23 protein-coding genes are annotated in these 21139 nt (G+C 69.1%); 17 read left to right on the top strand and 6 right to left on the bottom strand.

What is annotated here, in order from left to right; all coding sequences use genetic code 11:
- The first annotated feature begins 20 nt into the window (after nt 1-20).
- Nucleotides 21-623 (top strand): histidine phosphatase family protein, encoded by a 603-nt coding sequence (locus PKE84_RS06800; protein ID WP_271176467.1) that lies wholly within the window; start codon nt 21-23, stop codon nt 621-623.
- A 12-nt stretch (nt 624-635) separates the two neighbouring features.
- Here the strand turns inward: PKE84_RS06800 and PKE84_RS06795 are convergent, their stop codons facing one another.
- Complete coding sequence (locus PKE84_RS06795; protein WP_271176466.1) at nt 636-1133, bottom strand: GNAT family N-acetyltransferase; 498 nt, start codon at nt 1131-1133, stop codon at nt 636-638.
- Between the two features lie 67 nt (nt 1134-1200).
- Between PKE84_RS06795 and dapB the strand changes: the two genes are divergently transcribed.
- On the top strand, nt 1201-1983 hold the full coding sequence (dapB, locus tag PKE84_RS06790) for a 4-hydroxy-tetrahydrodipicolinate reductase (RefSeq protein ID WP_271176465.1): 783 nt from the start codon (nt 1201-1203) through the stop codon (nt 1981-1983).
- A complete protein-coding gene (locus tag PKE84_RS06785; protein ID WP_373877120.1) occupies nt 1980-2435 on the top strand; it encodes a hypothetical protein in 456 nt (151 codons plus the stop codon). Before dapB ends, PKE84_RS06785 begins: the two co-directional genes overlap by 4 nt.
- 12 nt (nt 2436-2447) lie before the next feature.
- Here the strand turns inward: PKE84_RS06785 and PKE84_RS06780 are convergent, their stop codons facing one another.
- From PKE84_RS06780 to PKE84_RS06765, 4 genes are all read right to left on the bottom strand, one after another.
- Entirely contained in the window at nt 2448-3350 is a 903-nt protein-coding gene (locus tag PKE84_RS06780) for a TIGR01777 family oxidoreductase (RefSeq protein WP_271176464.1), read from the bottom strand.
- 4 nt (nt 3351-3354) lie between these two features.
- The gene (locus tag PKE84_RS06775) at nt 3355-3780 is read right to left on the bottom strand and encodes an OsmC family peroxiredoxin (protein ID WP_271176463.1); all 426 of its coding nucleotides are present in this window, start codon (nt 3778-3780) and stop codon (nt 3355-3357) included.
- Nucleotides 3781-3919: 139 nt separating this feature from the next.
- Entirely contained in the window at nt 3920-4396 is a 477-nt protein-coding gene (locus PKE84_RS06770) for a DUF4395 domain-containing protein (RefSeq protein ID WP_271176462.1), read from the bottom strand.
- Nucleotides 4380-4823 carry a TlpA family protein disulfide reductase gene (locus tag PKE84_RS06765; RefSeq protein ID WP_271176461.1) on the bottom strand — a complete coding sequence of 148 codons (444 nt, stop codon included), beginning with the start codon at nt 4821-4823 and terminating at the stop codon, nt 4380-4382. Before PKE84_RS06765 ends, PKE84_RS06770 begins: the two co-directional genes overlap by 17 nt.
- A 93-nt stretch (nt 4824-4916) precedes the next feature.
- On the opposite strand from PKE84_RS06765, the gene dapA reads away from it, so the two are divergent.
- The 13 genes from dapA (at nt 4917) to dapF (ending at nt 18856) form a co-directional block, all read left to right on the top strand.
- The gene (gene dapA, locus PKE84_RS06760; protein ID WP_271176460.1) at nt 4917-5894 is read left to right on the top strand and encodes a 4-hydroxy-tetrahydrodipicolinate synthase; all 978 of its coding nucleotides are present in this window, start codon (nt 4917-4919) and stop codon (nt 5892-5894) included.
- Between the two features lie 69 nt (nt 5895-5963).
- Nucleotides 5964-7640, top strand: coding sequence for a ribonuclease J (locus tag PKE84_RS06755; protein ID WP_271176459.1), 1677 nt, complete (start codon nt 5964-5966; stop codon nt 7638-7640).
- Nucleotides 7641-7686: 46 nt separating this feature from the next.
- A complete protein-coding gene (locus tag PKE84_RS06750) occupies nt 7687-8178 on the top strand; it encodes a GNAT family N-acetyltransferase (protein WP_271176458.1) in 492 nt (163 codons plus the stop codon).
- Between the two features lie 103 nt (nt 8179-8281).
- Nucleotides 8282-11086, top strand: coding sequence for an FtsK/SpoIIIE family DNA translocase (locus tag PKE84_RS06745; protein WP_271176457.1), 2805 nt, complete (start codon nt 8282-8284; stop codon nt 11084-11086).
- Between the two features lie 4 nt (nt 11087-11090).
- The gene (pgsA, locus tag PKE84_RS06740; protein WP_271176456.1) at nt 11091-11717 is read left to right on the top strand and encodes a CDP-diacylglycerol--glycerol-3-phosphate 3-phosphatidyltransferase; all 627 of its coding nucleotides are present in this window, start codon (nt 11091-11093) and stop codon (nt 11715-11717) included.
- Nucleotides 11704-12204 carry a CinA family protein gene (locus PKE84_RS06735; RefSeq protein WP_271176455.1) on the top strand — a complete coding sequence of 167 codons (501 nt, stop codon included), beginning with the start codon at nt 11704-11706 and terminating at the stop codon, nt 12202-12204. Before pgsA ends, PKE84_RS06735 begins: the two co-directional genes overlap by 14 nt.
- Nucleotides 12205-12360: 156 nt before the next feature.
- On the top strand, nt 12361-12672 hold the full coding sequence (locus PKE84_RS06730; RefSeq protein WP_271176454.1) for a helix-turn-helix domain-containing protein: 312 nt from the start codon (nt 12361-12363) through the stop codon (nt 12670-12672).
- A gap of 234 nt (nt 12673-12906) precedes the next feature.
- Nucleotides 12907-13131, top strand: coding sequence for a DUF3046 domain-containing protein (locus tag PKE84_RS06725; RefSeq protein ID WP_271176453.1), 225 nt, complete (start codon nt 12907-12909; stop codon nt 13129-13131).
- Between the two features lie 205 nt (nt 13132-13336).
- Nucleotides 13337-14422: a recombinase RecA gene (gene recA / locus PKE84_RS06720; protein WP_271176452.1), complete on the top strand. Its 1086-nt coding sequence runs from the start codon at nt 13337-13339 to the stop codon at nt 14420-14422.
- Nucleotides 14423-14462: 40 nt separating this feature from the next.
- Nucleotides 14463-15320: a regulatory protein RecX gene (locus tag PKE84_RS06715; RefSeq protein WP_271176451.1), complete on the top strand. Its 858-nt coding sequence runs from the start codon at nt 14463-14465 to the stop codon at nt 15318-15320.
- A gap of 58 nt (nt 15321-15378) precedes the next feature.
- Nucleotides 15379-16983, top strand: a complete 1605-nt coding sequence (gene miaB / locus PKE84_RS06710) for a tRNA (N6-isopentenyl adenosine(37)-C2)-methylthiotransferase MiaB (protein WP_271176450.1) — start codon at nt 15379-15381, stop codon at nt 16981-16983.
- Entirely contained in the window at nt 16980-17972 is a 993-nt protein-coding gene (gene miaA / locus PKE84_RS06705; RefSeq protein WP_271176502.1) for a tRNA (adenosine(37)-N6)-dimethylallyltransferase MiaA, read from the top strand. The genes miaB and miaA overlap by 4 nt, the downstream gene beginning before the upstream one ends.
- A gap of 2 nt (nt 17973-17974) precedes the next feature.
- Nucleotides 17975-18856 carry a diaminopimelate epimerase gene (gene dapF, locus PKE84_RS06700; RefSeq protein WP_271176449.1) on the top strand — a complete coding sequence of 294 codons (882 nt, stop codon included), beginning with the start codon at nt 17975-17977 and terminating at the stop codon, nt 18854-18856.
- Here dapF and PKE84_RS06695 read toward each other — a convergent pair.
- Nucleotides 18853-19527 carry a class I SAM-dependent methyltransferase gene (locus PKE84_RS06695; protein WP_271176448.1) on the bottom strand — a complete coding sequence of 225 codons (675 nt, stop codon included), beginning with the start codon at nt 19525-19527 and terminating at the stop codon, nt 18853-18855. The genes dapF and PKE84_RS06695 overlap by 4 nt on opposite strands.
- 57 nt (nt 19528-19584) lie before the next feature.
- Here PKE84_RS06695 and hflX point away from each other — a divergent pair, with 57 nt between their 5' ends.
- On the top strand, nt 19585-21114 hold the full coding sequence (gene hflX / locus PKE84_RS06690; RefSeq protein WP_271176447.1) for a GTPase HflX: 1530 nt from the start codon (nt 19585-19587) through the stop codon (nt 21112-21114).
- Nucleotides 21115-21139: the final 25 nt, after the last annotated feature.

Below are 21139 nucleotides of genomic sequence, written 5' to 3'. Positions count from 1 at the left end.
CCATCCGAAAGGCAAGACCGGTGCCCCACTACCTCTACCTCGTTCGCCACGGCGAGCAACAGGACGCCGAACACGGACTCCCCGACGGACCGTTGTCGCCCCGCGGCAAGCGTCAGGCGCAGCTGATCGCGGAGCGTCTGGGCGGCATCCCGTTCACCGGCATGTACCACTCGCCACTGAACCGCGCGGCCGAGACCGCCGCGATCATGGCCGAGCGGATGCCGGCGCTGACGCCGGAGCCGTCGAACCTGCTCTTCGACTGCATCCCGTCCGGTCCGACGCCCGATATGCCGCGGGCGTTCGAGTCGTTCTTCGGCGCGGTCACCGACGCGGAGATCGAGGCCGGCCACGCGCAGATGGAAGACGCCGTGAGCGAGTTCCTCACGCCGGCCCGCGGTGACCGCCACGACCTGCTCGTGACGCACAACTTCGTGATCGGCTGGTTCGTGCGCCATGTGTTCGACGCCCCCGACTGGCGCTGGCTGGGACTCAACCAGGCGAACTGCGGACTGACGATCATCCGGGTGCGATCGGCGAAGCCGCCCGTGCTCGTCGTGCACAACGATCTCGGGCATCTGCCGGTGGAGCTGCGCACGGGTCTGCCCGAGCTGCAACCGGTCTGACCTCGACGCGGCCTACGCGAGCTGCTTGCGGAACCAGTCCGTCGCGTTCGGGTTGTCGTTGTACGGCTGGATGTCCTCGTAGCCGTGGCTGCGGTACAGCCCACCGGCCGCCTCGAGGCTCGCGTTCGTGTCGAGCACGACCTCGGTCGCCCCGAACCCGCGTGCCCGATGCTCCAGCTCGCTCAGGATGCTGCGGCCCAGTCCGCGCCCGCGGTGCGACGGCGCGACCCACAGGTGCTTGATCTCGTAGCGGACGACGGGATCGGCGGGATCGGCGTCCGCCAACGGAACGGGGAGCTCCCGGATGCCCCCGCAACCGGCCTCGATGTCGTCATCGTCGTAGGCGAGCAGGAACACCCCGGACGGCGGCACGAACTGCGACGGATCCGGGAAGGTCCTGCGGTACGCGCCCTGTGTCGCGGGGAAGCTGGCGGCGCGCTCGGCGAAGTAGTCGGAGAGCATCCGGTGGGCGGTCGCGTCGGTGACGGCGACATCGGCAAATGACACCATCACCCCAGCGTAGTTCCGCCGATCGGGCGCGGAGCTCCGCACGGTGCGCGCCGGGTAGATTGGTCGGGTGACTATTCGCGTTGCCGTCGCTGGTGCGACCGGGAAGCTGGGCTCCGTCGCTGTGCGCCTGATCGAGGAATCCGAGGATTTCGAGGTCGTCGCCCGGCTGGGCTCGCAGGCTCCCCTCGAGGACATGCTGGGCGCGGACGTGCTCGTCGACATGACGCTGCCGGCCGTGAGCCCGGGGATCGTCGCGTTCGCGGTCGACCACGGCCTGCGCGTGTTGATCGGCACCTCCGGATGGTCGGCCGACCGCATCCTCGACCTCGAGCGCCGGGTAGCAGCTCACGAGGGCACCGGCGCCGTCGTGATCCCCAACTTCTCTCTCGGCTCCGCCCTCGGCACGGCGTTCGCGACGGTGGCTGCGCGATTCTTCGACTCGATCGAGATCATCGAGGCGCACGGCGCCGGCAAGGTCGACTCGCCTTCGGGCACCGCGGTGCGCACGGTGGAGCTCATCGGCGCCGCGCGCGCCGAACGCGGACCGGTCGACGCACCCCACACCGATCAGCGTGCGCGCGGTCAGCAGGTGGCGAGCGTGCCCATCCACAGCCTCCGGATGCGCGGCGTCGTGGCTCAGCAGCAGGTGATCTTCGGCGGCACGGGGGAGACGCTGACCATCCGGCACGACACGATCGGCTCGGAGTCGTACGAGGCGGGCATCCTGCTCGGCCTGCGCGCAGCCGCGACGGCGACCGGCGTCACCGTCGGTCTCGACAAGCTCATCGACCTCGGCATCGCCGAGCCGGACGGGGAGCCGCCCCGTCCGACGGTTCGCGAGACCGCGTGAGGAACCGCATCGCCGCCATCGTGATGGCGGTCATCCTCGCGCTCTACCTCGTACTCGTGCTGCAGCGCGCGATCATGCTCATGGCGACCGGCGAGGGCATCCTGATCGCCATGGGCATCGCGCTGCTGGTGCTGCCGCTCATCGCCGCGTGGGCGATCGGGCGCGAACTCCTGTTCGGCGCTCGCACGGAGAAGCTCGTCAAACTGCTCGACGCCGAGGGCGGACTGCCGGTAGAGGACCTGCCGCACCGCGCGAGCGGCCGGCCGCTCCGCGACGCGGCCGACGAGGAGTTCCCGCGCTACAAGGCCGAGGTCGAGGCGCAGCCGGAGAGCTGGCGCGCCTGGTTCCGGCTCGGGCTCGCCTACGACGCGTCCGGCGACCGCCGCCGTGCGCGATCCGCGCTGCGCGAGTCGATCCGGCTGTATCGCGCCGAGGCGCACGCCAAGGCCTGACGCGGCGCCGCCCTAGTTCGCGGCGGCCTTCGCGGCGACGAGCCGGTCCATCGCGTCCTGCACGGTGCGATCCCGGAACTCGAAACCGTCGGCGAGGAGTTTCGCGGGGATCACCTTCTGGCTCGAGAGCAGCAGTTCGTGCCCGGCATCCTGAAGCGCGAGTTCGACGACCTTCTCCGGCAGCGGAAGCCCGTACGGGCGGTGGGTCGCACGCGCGAGGGCGCGGAGCACCGCATCTGCCGTCGCCGGCGTCGGACCGGCGAGGTTGACGGGGCCTGTGATGGACGACGAGAGCAGGTGCACGATCGCGGCGCCCTCGTCGTGCAGGCTGATCCACGGCCAGTGCTGGCCCCCGCCGCCGATCGGTCCCGCGAGGCCGAGCTTCGCCATCGGCAGCAGCGGCTTCATGGCCCCACCGCGCCCGACGACGACCCCGCTCCGGATGGTGACCACCCGGGTCTTCTCCGGGGCGAGATGAGCCGCCGACTCCCAGGCCTCCACGACGTCCGACAGGTAGCCGGTGCCCTTGATCGCCGTCTCGGTGAGCTTCTGCCCGGGCCGGTCGCCGTAGTAGCCGACGGCCGAGCCGCTCACGAACACGGCGGGCGGATGCGCGGCCATCCGCATGGCGTCGGTGAGGGTGTGCGTGGCGTCGAGGCGGGACGACAGGATCTGCCGCTTGTAACCGGCGGTCCACGGCAGCCTGCTGAGCGACGCCCCCGACAGGTTGATCACGGCGTCGACCCGGTCCATGAGCGTGAAGTCGATCATGCGGGAGGCCGGCGCCCAGTTGAACTCGTCGCTGCCGCGGGGCTCGCGGCGAACGAGTCGCAGGACATCGTGGCCGGCGGCGTGCAGCTGCGCCGAAACCTCGGTGCCGATCATGCCGGAGGCGCCGGCGATGAGCACCTTCACGACGCTAGACCAGGCGTGCGTCGAGCGTGATCGGGATGCCGACCAGGGCGCGCGACACCGGGCAGGTCGCCTTGGCCTCGTCGGCCAGGCGCTGGAAATCCTCCCCGGACAGGCCGGGAACGGTCGCCTCCACGGTGAGGTGGCTGCCGGTGACGCCCTGAGCGGGATCGAAACCGACCGCGGCGGTGACCCGGATGCTCTCCGGCGCGTTGCCGAACGAGGTGAGGATGTTCGAGAACGCCATCGAGAAGCAGGCCGAGTGCGCGGCGCCGAGCAGCTCCTCCGGGGTGGTGATGTCGGTGCCGCCCTGCGAGCGCGCCGCCCAGGTGACCGGGAACTGCGCCGCCTTCGAGGAATCGAGGGAGACGGTGCCGGAGCCCGACTTCAGATCGCCGTTCCAGACCGTTGTTGCTTCGCTCGTGACTGCCATGGAGACCTCCTGTTGTCGGGGCGCCGATCCCTCATCGGCGGCTGCACAAGCCTATCGACGGCCTCCGACCGTGCAGCCGGTGCACGGGCGATTCCCGGAAACGGGCCCGTCACGGTGATGCCAGGAGGACCGGGAGCCGTCAGGCGACCGTGGCGCTGCGTCGGCGGATGAGACCGGCGCGCACGAGCAGCAGGTAGATCTGGCAGCCCAGGCAGTAGCCGAAGACCGCATTGAGGAACGCCGCGACGAACGCGAGCGACGCCGCGATCGGGAGCGCGTAGGGGACGCCGAGCAGGAAGAGCACGAGGCCGAGACCGGTCACCACGAGGCCGACGCCCTGCGCGAAGGTGGGCGGCGCCGGGTCCTCGCGTTCCGTCGGCGGCGAGAGCCGTGGCCGCACGACGGTGCGGAACAGCACGCCGTACGGATGGCGCCGGATGCCCGCGAACGCACCCCAGGCGAACAGCAAGGCGATCGCCAGGAGCAGGATGGCGGCCGCCGCGGTCGCACCGACCAGCCCGAGGAACACGTCGATGAGGAGGAGCACGGCGGTGATGCCGGCGCCGAAGCGCGGGGAACGCGGATCGATGCCGTTCTGATCAGTCGGTGCGGACACGGTCTCTCCCGAGGAGGTCGTCGAGGGCGGAGCGCACCTCGTCGGCGCGCACGGCGCCTCCGATGCGCGCGTGCACGGCGCCGGCGGCGTCGAGCACGAAGGTGGTCGGTGTCTGCAGGATGCCGAACCGGCCGGCGAGGTCGGGCCGATCGGTGAGGTCGATCTCGACGTGCTCCACCCCGTCCGTCGTGCTGCCGATCTCGCCGAGCACCCGCGCGGTCGACCGGCAGGGTGCGCAGAACTCGGTGGAGAACTGGAGCAGGGTCGCGCCGGTTCCGAATGCGTCGGCGCCGACATCCGAGGCCGCGATCGTGCGCCCGCCGGTCATCCGTCGGGCGCGTCCGGTGCGGGCGCGCCACACCAGGCCCGCGGCGGTCGCGACGACGACCAGCCCGAGCAGCACAGCGGCGGCGGCCAACCCGTTCATGTCCGGTGACACTACGCGCGAACGAGGGGGCGGAGCCGACTGTGACAGCAGATTACGCGTCGGCCGTTCAGCGCGAACCGCTAGCCTAAAGGCATGTCGAACTCCGCGAACCCGTTCGGCCAGGTGCTGGTCGCCCTGGTCACCCCGTTCACCGCCGACGGCGAAGTCGACTGGGCCGGCGTGGAGAAGCACATCGACGACGTCATCCAGGCGGGGGCCGACGGCATCGTCGTCACCGGCACGACGGGGGAGACCTCGACCCTCACTGACCAGGAGAAGCTCCGGCTGGTCGAGGTCGGCAAAGAGGTCGCCGCCGGCCGCGCGAAGATCATCACCGGCGGTGGCTCGAACGAGACGGCGCACGCCATCCAGCTCTATCAGCAGAGCGAGAAGGCCGGCGCCGACGGCGTGATGATCGTCACTCCGTATTACAACAAGCCGACCCAGGCGGGCATCCTGACGCATTTCCGCATGATCGCGGACTCCACCGACCTGCCCGTCATCCTCTACGACATCCCGGGACGCACCGGCGTCCCGATCAAGTACGAGACGATCCTCCGGATCGCCAAGCACCCCAACGTGCTCGCCATCAAAGACGCCAAGGGCGACTTCAGCGAGGTCAGCCGGGTGCTCAACCAGACCGACCTGATGTACTTCTCCGGCGACGACGCGAACGTGCTCCCACACCTGGCGATCGGCGCGACCGGCCTGATCGGTGTCACTGCCAACGTCGCGGCGCGGCCGTACCGGCAGATCGTCGACGCGGTGAACGCGGGCGACCTGGCGACGGCGACCGCAGCGCACCAGCAGCTCGAACCGCTGGTGCGCGCCGTGATGACGCACGTTCCCGGCACCGTGGCGGCCAAGTACATCCTGCACGGGCTCGGCCGGATCTCGAGCCCGCGCGTGCGCCTGCCGCTCGTCGGCCCGGAAGAGTGGGAAGCTGCTCAGATCGAAGACGAACTCGATCTGGTCAAGAACATCCCGGGCGTCGACTTCTCCAACTTCCGTCCCGATCGCAACGCCGCCGCCGGCGGCGCACTGCCCAAGATCGCCGGAACCACACGCTAGGGGCCCGCCACTGCGAGGCCCGCACCACCCAGAGGCGCCCAAGCGCCCGCAACACGTATAGGAGGGCACATGCCCAACCTCGTCTCCGATCCGCCCACCCTCGAACCGGGCACACTGCGGATCATCCCCACCGGCGGTCTCGGAGAGATCGGCCGCAACATGACCGTCTTCGAATACGAAGGCAAGATCCTGATCGTCGACTGCGGCGTCCTCTTCCCTGAGGAGAATCAGCCCGGCGTCGACCTGATCCTCCCGGACTTCGCGCCCGTGCGCGACCGCCTCGACGACATCGTCGGCGTCGTCCTCACCCATGGTCACGAAGACCACATCGGCGCCGTGCCGTACCTGCTCAAGCTGCGCGCCGACATCCCGCTGATCGGTTCGGGCCTGACGCTCGCCCTGGTGGAGGCCAAGCTCAAGGAGCACCGCATCCAGCCGTACAGCCTCACCGTCAAGGAGGGGCAGACCGAGCAGCTCGGCCCGTTCGACCTCGAGTTCGTCGCGGTCAACCACTCGATCCCGGATGCCCTCGCCGTCGCCATCACCACGCCGGCCGGCGTCGTGCTGCACACCGGCGACTTCAAGATGGACCAGCTGCCGCTCGACGACCGCCTCACCGACCTGCGCGCGTTCGCCCGGCTCGGCGAGAAGGGTGTCGACCTGTTCCTCGCCGACTCCACGAACGCCGACGTCCCCGGCTTCACGCCGCTCGAGCGCTCGATCGGCCCGGTGCTCGACAACGTCATCGCGCGCGCCCCGCGCCGTGTCATCGTCGCGAGCTTCTCGAGCCACGTGCACCGTGTGCAGCAGGTGCTCGACGCCGCGGCGGCGAACGGCCGACGGGTCGCGCTGCTCGGCCGCTCGATGGTGCGCAACATGACCATCGCCGCGGACCTCGGGTACCTCAAGGTTCCGGAGGGCGTGCTGATCGACTACAAGAAGGCGTCCGACCTCCCCGAGGATGAGATCGTCTACATGTCGACCGGATCGCAAGGCGAGCCGATGGCGGTGCTCGCGCGCATGGCCAACCTCGATCACCAGATCGAGGTCGGGCCCGGCGACACGGTCATCCTGGCCTCCAGCCTGATCCCGGGCAACGAGAACGCGGTGTACCGGGTGATCGACGGCCTCACCAAGCTCGGCGCCAACGTCGTGCACAAGGGCAACGCCAAGGTGCACGTCTCCGGCCACGCGGCCGCCGGCGAGCTGCTCTACTGCTACAACATCCTGAAGCCCAAGAACGTGATGCCGGTGCACGGCGAGTACCGCCACCTGGTCGCCAACGCGCGCCTGGCGATGGACACCGGTGTGCCCGAGCAGAACACGATCCTGGCCGAGGACGGCACCGTGATCGACCTGCGCGACGGCGTCGCCAGGATCGTCGGCCAGCTCGACCTCGGCTTCGTGTACGTCGACGGCTCCAGCGTCGGCGAGATCACCGACGCCGACCTCAAAGACCGCCGGATCCTCGGCGAGGAGGGCTTCATCTCGATCATCGTCGTCGTGGAGGCCGCGACCGGCCGCATCGTCACGGGCCCGGAGATCCACGCCCGCGGCTTCGCCGAGGACGACGCCGTGTTCGACGCGGTCAAGCCGAAGATCGCTGCGGCGCTCGCCGACGCGGCCCACAACGGCGTCCGCGACTCGCACGCCCTGTCGCAGGTCGTGCGGCGCACGGTCGGCCGCTGGGTGAACACGAGCTACCGCCGTCGCCCGATGATCGTCCCCCTCGTGATCGAGGCGTGAGCTGGTTGTTACCCGCACGAAACGCGCACCCGAGTAGCGTTCCGCTATGAGTCCGTTCCAGATCAGGCCGGCCGTGAGCGAGGATGCACGGTTTCTCGCCGACATGCTCATCGAGGCGTCCAACTGGAACCCCGTGCGGGTGCGCCCGCGGGTGACGGTGCTCGAAGACCCGACCGTCTCCCGGTACATCTCCGGCTGGATGCGCCCGGGCGACTTCGGATCGATCGCAGTGGACGCCCACGGCGTCGCGGTCGGCGCGTGCTGGGGGCGGCTGTTCCCCGCGAACGAGCCCGGCTACGGCTTCGTCGCACCGGGGGTGCCCGAGCTCACCCTCGGGGTGAACTCGCAGTGGCGTGCGCAGGGCGTCGGCCGCTCCCTGCTGCAGGCGGTCGCGCGCCAAGCGGGCGCATCCGGGCACTCCCGCCTGAGCCTGAGCGTCGAGCGGGCGAACTTCGCGCAGCGGCTCTACATCAGCGAGGGCTATGTGACGGTCGATTCGGGCGAGAACTCCGACACCATGGTGCGCTCCGTCCACTGACCCGCGGCGAGCCCGGATGCCCGCAGCCCGCACGGCGCGGCGATTTCGTGCAACTCAGCGCGGTGACGGCCGGATGGCGGGGGTGCGAAGTACCGTTGACCCTATGGCTACGAGCACCAAGTCGACATCGCGCGCCCGGAACTCCTCCGGTCGCGGCGGTTCGGCCGCGCGCAAGCCGGCGGCGAAGACCGCGGCTCAGAAGACGGTCGCCTATCCGGTGGCCGATGCGGCGCCGAATCCCCTCGCCCGCGCCTGGATGGGCCTGGCGCACCTCACCGGGGGCGCCTTCCGCGCCCTGGGGCCCGAGAAGCTCGCCAAAGAGGAGCGCCGCGACGGCTTCCCCTTCTTCCTGGTACTGCTCGCCATCGCCGGCGCGGTGGTCGAGTGGTTCCTCATCGACAACGACATCGCTCGCACCCTCGACGCCTGGACCTTCGGGGGCCTGTTCGGCCGCGTCGCGTTCGCGCTGCCGGTCATCATGGTGCTGTTCGCGGCCTGGCTCTTCCGGCATCCGAGCTCGGTGCACGACAACACGCGCATCGGCATCGGGCTGAGCATCCTGCTGCTGACCATCTCCGGGCTCTGCCACCTGTTCAGCTCGCACCCGTCGCCCAGCGACGGCATGGCGAAGCTTGCGGAGGCCGGCGGAGTGCTCGGCTGGCTGCTGGCGGCGCCGCTCTCACTGGTCATCACGCCGTACGGCGCCGGCGCGGTCATCGTGGTGCTGCTCATCCTGAGCCTGTTCATCATCACGAAGACGCCGCCGAACAAGGTCGGCTCCCGGGTGCGCGAGCTCTACGCCTATCTCTTCGGCGCGCAGCTGCCGACGGAGGAGGAGCGGCAGGCCGCCAAGGAGGCGAAGACCCAGCTGGTCGAGCTCGACGGCATCGACGATGAGGCCCCCGACGAGGGCAACCTCCCTTGGTGGCGCCGCAACAAGTCGCAGCGCGAGGAGGACCCCGCGTACGACACCCCGGTGATCGCGGATGGCGTGACCGAGATCTTCGGCAAGAAGGCCGCGGGCACGGGCGAGTTCGCCACGGCCCTCGAGCCGGATCCGGCCAGCGACCGCTACAACACCGAGGTGCTCGGCGAGCTCGCGCTCGCCGAGGAGGCGGTCAAGCGGTTCACCGGCGAGGTCGCACTCGGCGGCGCCCACCCGACGGGGCTTCAGCCCGACGGAGGAGTCCCGACAGCACCAGGGGTGCTCCCCGGCTTCACGCCCGGAGTGGACGATTACGACGAGACCCAGGTGGTGCCTGCCGCACCCGAGGAGCCGACGGCGCCGTACCGGCTCCCCGCCGCCTCGATGCTCTCGCCCGGCACGCCGCCCAAGGCCCGGTCGAGCGCCAACGACGACATCGTCGCGTCGATCACCGAGGTGCTCGAGCAGTTCAGCGTCGACGCCAAGGTCACGGGATACTCGCGGGGACCGACGGTCACCCAGTACGAGATCGAGCTCGGCCCGGGCGTCAAGGTCGAACGCGTCACCGCCCTCAGCAAGAACCTCTCCTACGCGGTCGCCAGCAACGAGGTGCGCATCCTCTCGCCGATCCCCGGCAAGAGCGCGATCGGCATCGAGATCCCCAACTCCGACCGCGAGATCGTGTCGCTCGGCGACGTGCTTCGCTCGGGCGCCGCGGCCAAGAGCACGCATCCCATGACGATCGGCGTCGGCAAAGACGTCGGCGGCGGGTACGTCGTGGCCAACCTCGCCAAGATGCCCCACCTCCTGGTCGCCGGCTCGACCGGCTCCGGCAAGTCGAGCTTCGTGAACTCGATGATCACCAGCCTGCTGATGCGTGCCAAGCCCGCCGACGTGCGCATGGTGCTGATCGACCCCAAGCGCGTCGAACTCACGATCTACGCCGGCGTTCCGCATCTGATCACGCCCATCATCACGAACCCCAAGAAGGCGGCGGAAGCGCTGCAGTGGGTCGTGAAGGAGATGGACATGCGGTACGACGATCTGGCGAGCTTCGGCTTCCGCCACATCGACGATTTCAACAAGGCGGTCGTCAACGACGAGATCGTGCTCCCGGCGGGCAGCGAGCGCAAGCTCAAGCCGTACCCGTACCTCCTCGTGGTCGTCGACGAGCTCGCCGACCTGATGATGGTCGCCCCGCGCGACGTCGAGGACTCGATCGTGCGCATCACCCAGCTCGCTCGTGCCTCCGGCATCCACCTGGTGCTGGCGACGCAGCGGCCGTCGGTCGACGTGGTCACCGGACTCATCAAGGCGAACGTGCCGTCTCGCCTCGCGTTCGCCGTGACGAGCGTCACCGACTCGCGCGTCATCCTCGACCAGCCCGGCGCCGACAAGCTGATCGGCCAGGGCGACGCGCTGTTCCTGCCGATGGGCGCGTCGAAGGCGATCCGCGTGCAGGGCGCGTGGGTGAACGAGACCGAGATCCAGAAGGTCGTCGACCACGTCACCCGGCAGGCCAGGCCCGAGTACCGCCAGGATGTGGCGGCGCCGGCCGAGAAGAAGCAGATCGACTCCGACATCGGCGACGACCTCGAGCTGCTGCTCGCGGCGGCCGAACTGGTCGTCTCGACGCAGTTCGGATCGACCTCGATGCTGCAGCGCAAGCTGCGGGTCGGATTCGCCAAAGCCGGGCGCCTGATGGACCTGCTGGAGTCCCGCGAGATCGTCGGGCCGTCGGAAGGCTCGAAGGCGCGCGATGTGCTCGTCACCGTCGAACAGCTCCCGGCGGTCCTGGCCACGCTCCGTGGACAGGAGCCGCCGCCCGGTGCTGCCGCGCCCGCATCCGGTCAGGGCGGCCAGGGCGGCCGTGACGACGTCGACCAGTACGCAGGGGACCCGGTGGCGCGCATGACCGAGGGTTATCCTGAAGTGGAGGGCACCTCGGACGAGGACGCCTGGCAGCTGACCGACAGGGAGTAGACCGATGTCGGTGCCCGAAACGCCTCCGCCGGTGATAGCGGGAGGCGGAGCCTCTCACCCCGCGAGCAACTGGAACGTGCCCAACGTCATCACCGTGGTGCGCATCCTCCTCGCTCCGCTGTTCGTCTGGATGCTGCTCGCCGACGACGGCGACGACGGCTGGCTCCGCTGGGCAGCCGCCGTGCTCTTCGTGCTGGCGATCGCCACGGACGGCGTGGACGGGGCCATCGCGCGCCGCAACAACCTGGTGACCGAGCTCGGCAAGCTGCTCGACCCGATCGCCGACAAGGTGCTCACCGGCGGTGCACTCATCGCGCTGTCCATCCTGGGCGAGCTTCCCTGGTGGGTGACCATCGTCATCCTGGTGCGCGAGGTCGGGATCACCGTGTACCGCTTCGTCGTCATCCGGCAGGGCGTCATCGCCGCCTCGCGAGGCGGCAAGCTCAAGACGATCGTGCAGTCGGTTGCCATCTCGCTCGCGCTCTTCCCGCTGTGGACGGTGTTCGGTGACTGGATCTACTGGCTCAACGGCATCGCGATGACGCTCGCGGTCGTCCTCACGGTGGTGACGGGCTTCGATTACCTCTGGCAGGCCTGGAAGGGCCACAAGGCGAAGCGTGCCGACGTCTGAGCGCACCGAGGGCGTCATCCGGATGCTCGCCCAGCGCGGGCTCACGGTGGCGGCGGCCGAGTCGCTGACGGGCGGTGAGCTGACGGCCGAGCTGACGAGCGTTCCCGGTGCGTCGGCGGTCGTGCTCGGCGGCGCCGTCGTCTACGCCACCGGGCTCAAGCACTCGCTCCTCGGCGTCGACGCCGAACTGCTCGCGGCGGAGGGGCCGGTGCACCCCGAGGTGGCCCGGCAGCTCGCCGAGGGAGTGCGGCTGAAGCTCGCCGTCGACGGACGCCCCGCCGATCTCGGCCTCTCGACAACGGGAGTCGCCGGCCCCGATCCGCAGGGCGGTCGTGCCGTGGGCACGGTGTTCGTCGGCATCGCCACCGCAGCGGGGACCCGCGTGGTCGAGCTCGCCCTGTCGGGCGACCGGGCCGGCATCCGCCGGCAGGTGGTCGAGCGGGTCGTCGAGGAGGTCGCGACGACGCTCGAAACGGGGCCCATGTGAAGCGTGGGAATACAGCCTGTTTCGGGTCTGTTACAGATCATGCATTCACAAGAAAAGCCCAGTCGTCGTCGATATCGTATGCATCACGGATGCGCTAGTGTTGGCATCCCCGATCGATGGTCCGATAGGTCGGCAGGGTTGAAGAAGGAGGCTCCAATGATTCTTGTACGTCAGGAAATCGGCGACGTGCTCAGGGACTTCCGCCTGCAGAAAGGCCGTACGCTTCGGCAGGTCGCGAGCAAGGCGAGTGTCGCCCTCGGCTACCTGAGCGAAGTCGAGCGCGGCCAGAAGGAAGCGTCCTCAGAGATCCTCGCCTCGGTGGCGGACGCTCTGGAGACCCCGATCTCGGTCATCATGCGCGAGGTGGGAGACCGGCTCGCGGTGCTCGAGGGCATCGAGCCCATGATCCCCGACACCATCCCCGACGAGTTCGTCGCCGCGATGGACGCGGATCTCGTCGCACGCTGATCCACATACCAGGAACGACGCCCCGGGAGACCGGGGCGTCGTTCGTTTCTGGGGTCGTCGTTCGGCTCGGTGCACAACTCCGGAACGCCGAGCCGACACGCCGCCGCCGGACGTATAACTCCGGAAGCTCGGTGCCGATCGGCTCGGACTTCCGGATGAATGAGCCGGACACACGAGCCGGACAAACGAGCCGGATGATCAACACAGTCCGCCAGCGAGAATTAGGGTTGTTCCATGAAATTGAGTGAGTTCCAGCGCGCCGTCGCCGACGAATTCGGCATGCAGTACGGCCGCACACTCACCGCCGATCTGGTGCTCGGCGAGCTCGGCGGCCGCACGCCCGACCAGGCGATCGACGCCGGCATCCCGCCGCGCGAGGTCTGGCTCGCCCTGTGCCGCGAGACCGGGGTCCCGCAGTCGCACTGGTACGGTGCGGGGAAGCCGACACCCAAGCGCTGAGGCCACCGTCGCGCGACGCGAGCGGGCCATCCTGATGCGCGACACGCCGCGTTCGGCCAGTCGAAGATATGTTCGGATGTTGCTAGGCTCCTTCACAACGGCAATCGAAAACGGGTTGTCCACAGTTCGTGCGTTCGCAACGTCGAGTGTCGGACGTCCCCCATACAGTCGAACTCGTTAGCGAAGCCGAAGAAGGAGAACCGCAATGCCATCACCCGCAGACCGTGAAAAGGCACTCGAGACCGCGCTCGCGCAGATCGACCGCCAGTTCGGCAAAGGCTCGGTCATGCGACTGGGCAGCGACGAGCGGGCTCCCGTCGAGGTCGTTCCCACCGGATCGATCGCGCTGGATGTCGCGCTCGGCATCGGCGGACTCCCGCGTGGCCGCATCGTCGAGATCTACGGGCCTGAGTCGTCCGGTAAGACCACGCTGACGCTGCACGCGATCGCCAACGCGCAGCGCGCCGGCGGCATCGCCGCGTTCATCGACGCCGAGCACGCGCTCGACCCGGAGTACGCCCGCAAGCTCGGCGTCGACATCGATGCCCTCCTCGTCTCGCAGCCCGACACGGGTGAGCAGGCGCTCGAGATCGCCGACATGCTGGTGCGAAGCGGCTCCATCGACCTCATCGTCATCGACTCCGTGGCGGCGCTCGTGCCGCGCGCCGAGATCGAGGGCGAGATGGGCGACTCGCACGTCGGCCTTCAGGCCCGCCTCATGTCGCAGGCTCTCCGTAAGCTCACCGGTGGCCTGAGCCAGACCAACACCACGATGATCTTCATCAACCAGCTGCGCGAGAAGATCGGTGTCTTCTTCGGAAGCCCCGAGACCACCGCCGGTGGTAAGGCGCTCAAGTTCTACGCCTCGGTTCGCCTCGACATCCGTCGCATCGAGACGCTGAAAGACGGCGCGGAGGCGGTCGGTAACCGCACGCGCGTCAAGGTCGTCAAGAACAAGATGGCTCCGCCGTTCAAGCAGGCGGAGTTCGACATCCTCTACGGTGTCGGCATCTCGCGCGAGGGCAGCCTTCTCGACTTCGGTGTCGAGCACGCGATCGTCAAGAAGTCGGGTGCCTGGTACACGTACGAGGGCGACCAGCTCGGCCAGGGCAAGGAGAACTCGCGCAACTTCCTGATCGCGAACCCCGACATCGCCCAGGAGATCGAAGACAAGATCAAGATCAAGCTCGGCATCATGGCCGACCCGAACGCTCCGGCTGTGCCGGTGGTTCAGGCGGACGACAACGTCGGCTCGATCGAAGAGAAGCTGAAGGCACGCAAGGGCGCGTAATGCGCTCCTCCGACGCGGGCGAAGGGCGGGATGTCTCGTGGTGAGCTTTCCACCGAGCGACGACAAGCACGAGGGCGGAGCCGACGGCACCGCGAGCGGTGAACGTCTGGCGCCCGTGACCAACCTGCGCGATGCGCGTCGTTCGGGCGCGTCCCATGGTGGTGCGGAGGCGGCGGCGAGTGCCAGCGGGCACCCGTCCGCGCGCCGCACCTCGCGTCCGCCGGTGGCGTTCCCGCGCGCTGACGAGGAGTCGGGTCCGTCCGCAGAGTCGGGAGACTCTGAGGCGCCGGCCGCGGGGGAGCGTTCCGGCAAGCGGACGTCCGGGGTCTGGTCGCGATCGTTCCTCGACGAGTCGCCTGATGAGGCGGCTGGGGACGACGGGGTCCAGCCCGGCGCACGCGCGGGTGACTCCCGGTCGGGTTCGCGCGCCTCGAACGTGTCGATGCACCAGCTCGCCCGGCGCGGGATGTCGCGCTGGGAGCTGTCGCAGGTGCTCGCAAAGCGCGAGATCGAACCGGAGATCGCCGAGGCGGAACTGAATCGTCTCGAGAGCGTCGGGCTGCTCGATGACGCCGCACTGGCGGTCACGCTCGTCTACACGCAGCACAACCGCAAGGGCCTCGGCCGTACCGCGATCGCGCAGGAGCTCAAGCGACGCCACATCGCGCCCGACATCATCGACGACGCCCTCGCCGAGATCGAAGACGAAGACGAGTTGGAGCGGGCCACCGAGCTGGCCGTCAAACGCATCGGGCAACTCTCGTCGTACGACGACGAGACGGCCAAACGGCGACTGAACGGGTTCCTGGCACGCAAGGGTTACAGCTCGTCCATCGTCCGGCAGGCGATGGATGTCGCCTTCGCGAGCAGGCGTTCGCGCGGCGTGCGGTTCCAGTAGACCGCGGACACGATCGCGGTTCGAGGCAGCCCACGGCCGAACGTAAACTAGTCGCATTATGAGCATCACGGAAGAGCGGACCGTCATCCTGCCGTCCACCGCGGCGGTCGATGCTGACGGGCGGGCTCGCACCTATGAGGTCCGCACCTTCGGGTGCCAGATGAACGTGCACGACTCCGAGCGCCTCAGCGGCTCGCTCGAAGCGGCCGGCTACGTTCCCGCCGAAGGCGCCGAAGCCGACATCGTCGTCATCAACACCTGCGCGGTCCGCGAGAACGCCGACAACAAGCTGTACGGCAACCTGGGGCACCTCGCGTCCATCAAGAAACGTCACGCCGGCATGCAGATCGCCGTCGGCGGCTGCCTCGCGCAGAAAGACAAGAACGTCATCCTCGAGAAGGCCCCGTGGGTCGACGTGGTGTTCGGCACCCACAACATGGGTGCGCTGCCGAGTCTGCTCGAGCGGGCTCGCCACAACGACGCGGCGGAGATCGAGATCCTCGAGGCGCTCGAGACCTTCCCGTCCACGCTCCCGACCAAGCGCGACTCCAGCTACAGCGGCTGGGTGTCCATCTCCGTCGGCTGCAACAACACCTGCACCTTCTGCATCGTGCCATCTCTGCGAGGCAAAGAGAAGGACCGCCGACCGGGAGAGGTGCTGGCCGAGATCCAGGCTCTCGTCGACGACGGCGCCATCGAGGTCACGCTGCTGGGGCAGAACGTCAACTCCTACGGAGTCGAGTTCGGGGACCGCCAGGCGTTCAGCAAGCTGCTGCGCGCGGCCGGGCAGATCGAGGGGCTGGAGCGCATCCGGTTCACGAGCCCGCACCCCGCCGCCTTCACCGATGACGTGATCGACGCGATGGCAGAGACGCCGTCGGTGATGCCGCAGCTCCACATGCCGTTGCAGTCGGGCTCGGACCGTGTGCTCAAGGCGATGCGCCGTTCGTACCGCTCCGAGAAGTTCCTCGGCATCCTCGACCGGGTCCGCGCCAAGCTGCCGGATGCCGCGATCAGCACCGACATCATCGTCGGCTTCCCCGGCGAGACCGAGGAGGACTTCCAGGACACGCTGCGGGTGGTGGAAGCCGCGCGGTTCGCCACGGCGTTCACCTTCCAGTACTCCATCCGCCCGGGCACCCCGGCGGCCACCATGGACGATCAAGTCCCCAAAAAGGTCGTGCAGGAGCGGTACGAGCGCCTGACGGCGCTCCAGGAGCGCATCTCGCTCGAAGAGAACCAGAAGGTGATCGGGCGCACGGTCGAGCTCCTCGTCGCCAACGGCGAGGGACGCAAAGACGCCGACACGCATCGCCTCAGCGGACGGGCCCACGACAGTCGGCTCGTGCACTTCGAGGTCCCGGCCGGCTCTGAACTTCCTCGTCCCGGCGACGTCGTCACGGTCACGGTCACGCAGGCGGCGCCGTTCCACCTGATCGCCGACGCGACCGACGGGGCGCCCCTGAACATCCGCCGCACGCGCGCGGGCGACGCATGGGATCGCGCGGAGGCCGCATCGTGCGCCGTGCCGTCGTCCGGCGACGCATCCGGTGCGCCGGCCCGGGTGTCGCTGGGCCTGCCGACGCTGCGCGTACGCGAGCCGCTCACCACCCCGGGCGTGGGGACCATGCCGATCTACGACCCGACGGACGGCCAGCGCTGAGCGATCACGCACGCGCCACGGAAGGCGCGACGAACCGGACTCCCGCGCCCGACATCCTCGCGATCGTCGGTCCGACCGGAACCGGCAAGACCGACCTCTCCCTCGCCGTCGCCGAGCGTCTGGCAGCACGCGGCGTCGTCGCCGAGGTCGTCAACGCCGACGCGATGCAGTTCTACCGCGGCATGGACATCGGCACCGCCAAGCTCCCGCGCGAGGAATGGCGCGGCATCCCGCACCACCTGTTCGACGTGCTCGACGTGACCGAGGAGGCCACGGTCGCCCGGTATCAGCCGGAGGCTCGCGCGGCCGTCGACGGCATCCTCTCGCGGGGCGCTGTTCCGATCCTGGTCGGCGGCTCGGGGCTCTACGTGTCGAGCGTGATCTACGACTTCCGGTTCCCCGGCACAGATCCCGTGCTGCGGGAGCGGCTCGAGGCCGAGCTCGCGGCTCAGGGCCCGGGGATGCTCTACCGGAGACTGCTCGAGGTCGATCCGGCAGCGGCGAAGAACATCGGCGCCAGCAACGGCCGCCGGCTCGTGCGTGCGCTCGAGGTCGTCGCCCTGACCGGGGAGCCGGTGAGCGCATCCCTTCCGGAGGAGCCGGTGCTGTGGCGCCCGTCGGCGATCATCGGCCTGTCGGCGCCTCGCGAGGAGCTGACCGCCAGGCTCGATGCGCGCGTCGAGCGGATGTGGAGCGCCGGCCTCGTCGACGAAGCGGCCGCGCTCATCCCGCTCGGACTGGAACGCGGCGTGACCGCGAGCCGCGCCATCGGCTACGCCCAGGCTCTCGCGGAGCTGCGCGGCGACCTCACGCGCGCCGAGGCGATCGCCCAGACCCAGCAGCTGACGCGGCGGTACGCGCGGCGTCAGGTCAGCTGGTTCAAGCGCTACCCGGGCATCCGGTGGCTCCCGTACGACGGCGACGGGCTCGCCGACGGCGAGAGCCTGACCGACGCGGCGATCGCGGCCGCCGCCCTCGATAGGCTGTGATCATGGCGACAACGCTCCACTTCACCAAGGGTCACGGCACCGGCAACGACTTCGTGCTGTACTCCGACCCCGACGGTCTCGTCGAGCTGAGCGCGAGCCAGATCGCCGACATCTGCGATCGGCACTTCGGTGTGGGCGCCGACGGTGTGATCCGCGCCGTGCGCTCCAAGCACCTGCCCGAGGGCGTGGAGGCTCTCGCCGAAGACGACGGCGCGGAGTGGTTCATGGACTACTACAACGCCGACGGTTCCCAAGCCGAGATGTGCGGCAACGGCATCCGGGTGTACGTGCGGTATCTGATCGAGTCAGGGCTCGTCGACCTGGCCGACGGAGACACGCTCGCCATCGGCACGCGCAGCGGAGTGCGCGACGTGCAGCGCAATCTCACCGGATTCCAGGTCGACCTCGGCCGCTGGGCGCTCGACGGCGGCGAGCCGCTGGTGCGGGCCAAGGAGCTGCCCGTCGCGCGTCCTGGGCTCGGCATCGACATGGGCAACCCGCACGTCGTGGTCGCCGTCGCCGATGAGTCGGAGCTGGACGCGGCCGACCTGACGTACATCCCGCATCTCGAGCCGACGCCGGAGCACGGCGCGAACGTCGAGTTCGTCGTGCCCCACGACCCGCTGGTGAAAGACGGCGTCGGGCGCATCCGGATGCGCGTGCACGAGCGCGGCAGCGGAGAGACGCTGTCGTGCGGTACGGGTGCGGCAGCCGCTGCTCTCGCCGTGCGGTACTGGGCGGGATCGGGAGCACCGAACCAGTGGCGCGTCGACGTCCCCGGCGGCACGGTGGGGGTGCGGATGTTCGCCACCGAGGACGGCGAGCACGTCGCTCTCTCGGGGCCGGCGGAGCTGGTCTACACCGGCACCCTCGACCTGGCCTAGTCGCCGACGGCTGCGCCGTTCACGTCGTCGGCAGCGTTCAGGTCGGCAGCGGGATCGCCACCGGCCGACGAGCGCGCACGGAGCACGCGGTATCCCTTCGAGGTCGCCGCGCGGGTGGTGTGCAGGTCGGGGAACGTCGTCTGGATCCAGCGGTGCAAGGAGTCCGAGCCGAGGTTGCGCTGCACGACGAGCCACGCGTCGGAGCCGGGCTCGAGGCGGGGGAGCCATTTCTGCAGGAGATTGTGCAGCTCGTTCTTGCCGACCCGGATCGGGGGGTTCGACCAGATCGTCGTAAACAGCACGTCATCGGGAACATCTTCGGGCAGAGATGTGTTTACATTGGTGAGGCCGAGCTTCTGCGCATTCCTGCGCACCACATCCAGTGCTCGGGTATTGACGTCGACCGCCCAGACGGTCGCGTGAGGGGATTCGAGAGCAAGTGTGAGAGCCAGGGGCCCCCAGCCGCAACCGAGGTCGAGAAGCTGACCGCCGGGCGATGCCGCGGGGACATGGTCGAGGAGCACTCGCGTACCGGTATCGATGCGCTCGGGGCTGAATATCCCGTTCGCGGTCGTCAGTTCGTAGGTCTGTCCAGCGAGGCGGACGGTGAACGGCCGGAGCTTCAGCTCGCTCTCGGGCGCTGACGAAAAGTAGTGATCTCCGCTGGCCATAAGAGGACCGTACAGGACACGAACAAACTAGGGTTAACCCGGATGCAGGACACACAGATGAACGAACGTTCAACCAACCAGGAAACACCGGCCACCGACATCGACGTCGTGGCGCGCGTGCTCGCGAACGCCGACTCCCATGCCGGAGTGGCGCTGTTCGGCCGTGGCGCCCAGGCGCTGCAGACGTCGGCGCTCGACGACACCGGGCACGACGGCGATCAGTTCGACCGCGAGGAGCGTGCAGCGCTCCGCCGTGTCGCCGGACTCTCGACCGAGCTCGAAGACGTCACCGAGGTCGAGTACCGGCAGCTGCGACTCGAGAACGTGGTGCTGATCGGCGTCTACTCGCAGGGCTCCCTGCACGACGCCGAGAACTCGCTCCGCGAACTCGCGGCGCTGGCCGAGACCGCGGGCGCTGTGGTGCTCGACGGTCTGCTGCAGCGCCGGCCCCATCCCGACCCGAGCACCTATCTCGGCAAGGGCAAGGCGCAGGAGCTGGCCGGCGTGGTCGCCGCCCTCGGCGCGGACACCGTCATCGCGGACACCGAGCTGGCCCCGAGCCAGCGTCGTGCGCTCGAAGACGTGGTGCGCGTGAAGGTCATCGACCGCACGGCCGTCATCCTCGACATCTTCAGCCAGCACGCGAAGAGCCGCGAGGGCAAGGCGCAGGTCGAGCTCGCGCAGCTCGAGTACCTGCTCCCGCGCCTGCGCGGCTGGGGCGAGTCGATGTCGCGTCAGGCCGGTGGACAGGTCGGCGGCACCGGTGCAGGCATGGGTTCGCGTGGACCGGGTGAGACGAAGATCGAGCTCGATCGCCGCCGCATCCACACGCGGATGGCGAAGCTGCGCAAGCAGATCATCGGCTTCAAGCCGGCGCGAGAGGCGAAGCGGGCCAACCGGCAGCGCAACTCGGTGCCGTCGGTCGCGATCGCCGGCTACACGAACGCCGGCAAGTCGAGCCTGCTCAACCGCATCACCAAGGCGGGCGTGCTCGTCGAGAACGCGCTGTTCGCGACGCTCGATGCGACCGTCCGCAAGTCGATCACCGCCGATGGCCGCCTGTACACGCTGGCCGACACCGTCGGGTTCGTGCGCAACCTTCCCCACCAGCTGGTGGAGGCGTTCCGCTCGACGCTCGAAGAGGTCGCCGACTCCGATGTCATCGTGCACGTCGTCGACGGATCGCATCCGGACCCCGCGAGCCAGCTCGCCACGGTGCGCGATGTGATCGGCGAGGTCGGCGCGCGCGACCTGCCCGAGATCGTCGTCTTCAACAAGTCCGATCTGATCAGTCCGGATGACCGGCTGGTGCTGCGCGGACTCGAGCCGGGCGCGATCTTCGCGTCCGCCCGCACGGGTGAGGGCATCGACGAGGTGCTCGCCGCCATCGCCCGGCTGCTCCCGGACACGTCGATCGAGGTGGAACTGGTCGTGCCGTACGACCGGGGCGACCTGATCTCGGCGCTCCACGAACGCGGCCGGGTGCTCTCGACCGAGTACGCGGAGGACGGGACCAGGGTGCGTGCTCGCATCCAGCCCGAGTTCGAGTCGGTGTTCGAGGCGTTCGCGGTGGCTCCGGTGAACTGACACCGGCGCAGGCACAGCCGACAAC

Source organism: Leifsonia poae (assembly GCF_027921845.1).
Classification (GTDB): Bacteria; Actinomycetota; Actinomycetes; order Actinomycetales; family Microbacteriaceae; genus Leifsonia; species Leifsonia poae.
This window is presented reverse-complemented; position numbering and strand designations above follow the sequence as displayed.

What these genes read in the sequence shown, in the direction of transcription:
- PKE84_RS06745 (WP_271176457.1), top strand. Translation starts at nt 8,282, where the DNA reads ATGGCTACGAGCACCAAGTCGACATCGCGCGCCCGGAACTCCTCCGGT.
- pgsA (WP_271176456.1), top strand. Translation starts at nt 11,091, where the DNA reads ATGTCGGTGCCCGAAACGCCTCCGCCGGTGATAGCGGGAGGCGGAGCC.
- PKE84_RS06775 (WP_271176463.1), bottom strand. Translation starts at nt 3,780, where the DNA reads ATGGCAGTCACGAGCGAAGCAACAACGGTCTGGAACGGCGATCTGAAG.
- dapF (WP_271176449.1), top strand. Translation starts at nt 17,975, where the DNA reads ATGGCGACAACGCTCCACTTCACCAAGGGTCACGGCACCGGCAACGAC.
- PKE84_RS06750 (WP_271176458.1), top strand. Translation starts at nt 7,687, where the DNA reads ATGAGTCCGTTCCAGATCAGGCCGGCCGTGAGCGAGGATGCACGGTTT.
- hflX (WP_271176447.1), top strand. Translation starts at nt 19,585, where the DNA reads ATGAACGAACGTTCAACCAACCAGGAAACACCGGCCACCGACATCGAC.
- PKE84_RS06695 (WP_271176448.1), bottom strand. Translation starts at nt 19,527, where the DNA reads ATGGCCAGCGGAGATCACTACTTTTCGTCAGCGCCCGAGAGCGAGCTG.
- dapA (WP_271176460.1), top strand. Translation starts at nt 4,917, where the DNA reads ATGTCGAACTCCGCGAACCCGTTCGGCCAGGTGCTGGTCGCCCTGGTC.
- PKE84_RS06795 (WP_271176466.1), bottom strand. Translation starts at nt 1,133, where the DNA reads ATGGTGTCATTTGCCGATGTCGCCGTCACCGACGCGACCGCCCACCGG.
- miaB (WP_271176450.1), top strand. Translation starts at nt 15,379, where the DNA reads ATGAGCATCACGGAAGAGCGGACCGTCATCCTGCCGTCCACCGCGGCG.
- recA (WP_271176452.1), top strand. Translation starts at nt 13,337, where the DNA reads ATGCCATCACCCGCAGACCGTGAAAAGGCACTCGAGACCGCGCTCGCG.
- PKE84_RS06755 (WP_271176459.1), top strand. Translation starts at nt 5,964, where the DNA reads ATGCCCAACCTCGTCTCCGATCCGCCCACCCTCGAACCGGGCACACTG.
- PKE84_RS06725 (WP_271176453.1), top strand. Translation starts at nt 12,907, where the DNA reads ATGAAATTGAGTGAGTTCCAGCGCGCCGTCGCCGACGAATTCGGCATG.
- PKE84_RS06730 (WP_271176454.1), top strand. Translation starts at nt 12,361, where the DNA reads ATGATTCTTGTACGTCAGGAAATCGGCGACGTGCTCAGGGACTTCCGC.
- PKE84_RS06765 (WP_271176461.1), bottom strand. Translation starts at nt 4,823, where the DNA reads ATGAACGGGTTGGCCGCCGCCGCTGTGCTGCTCGGGCTGGTCGTCGTC.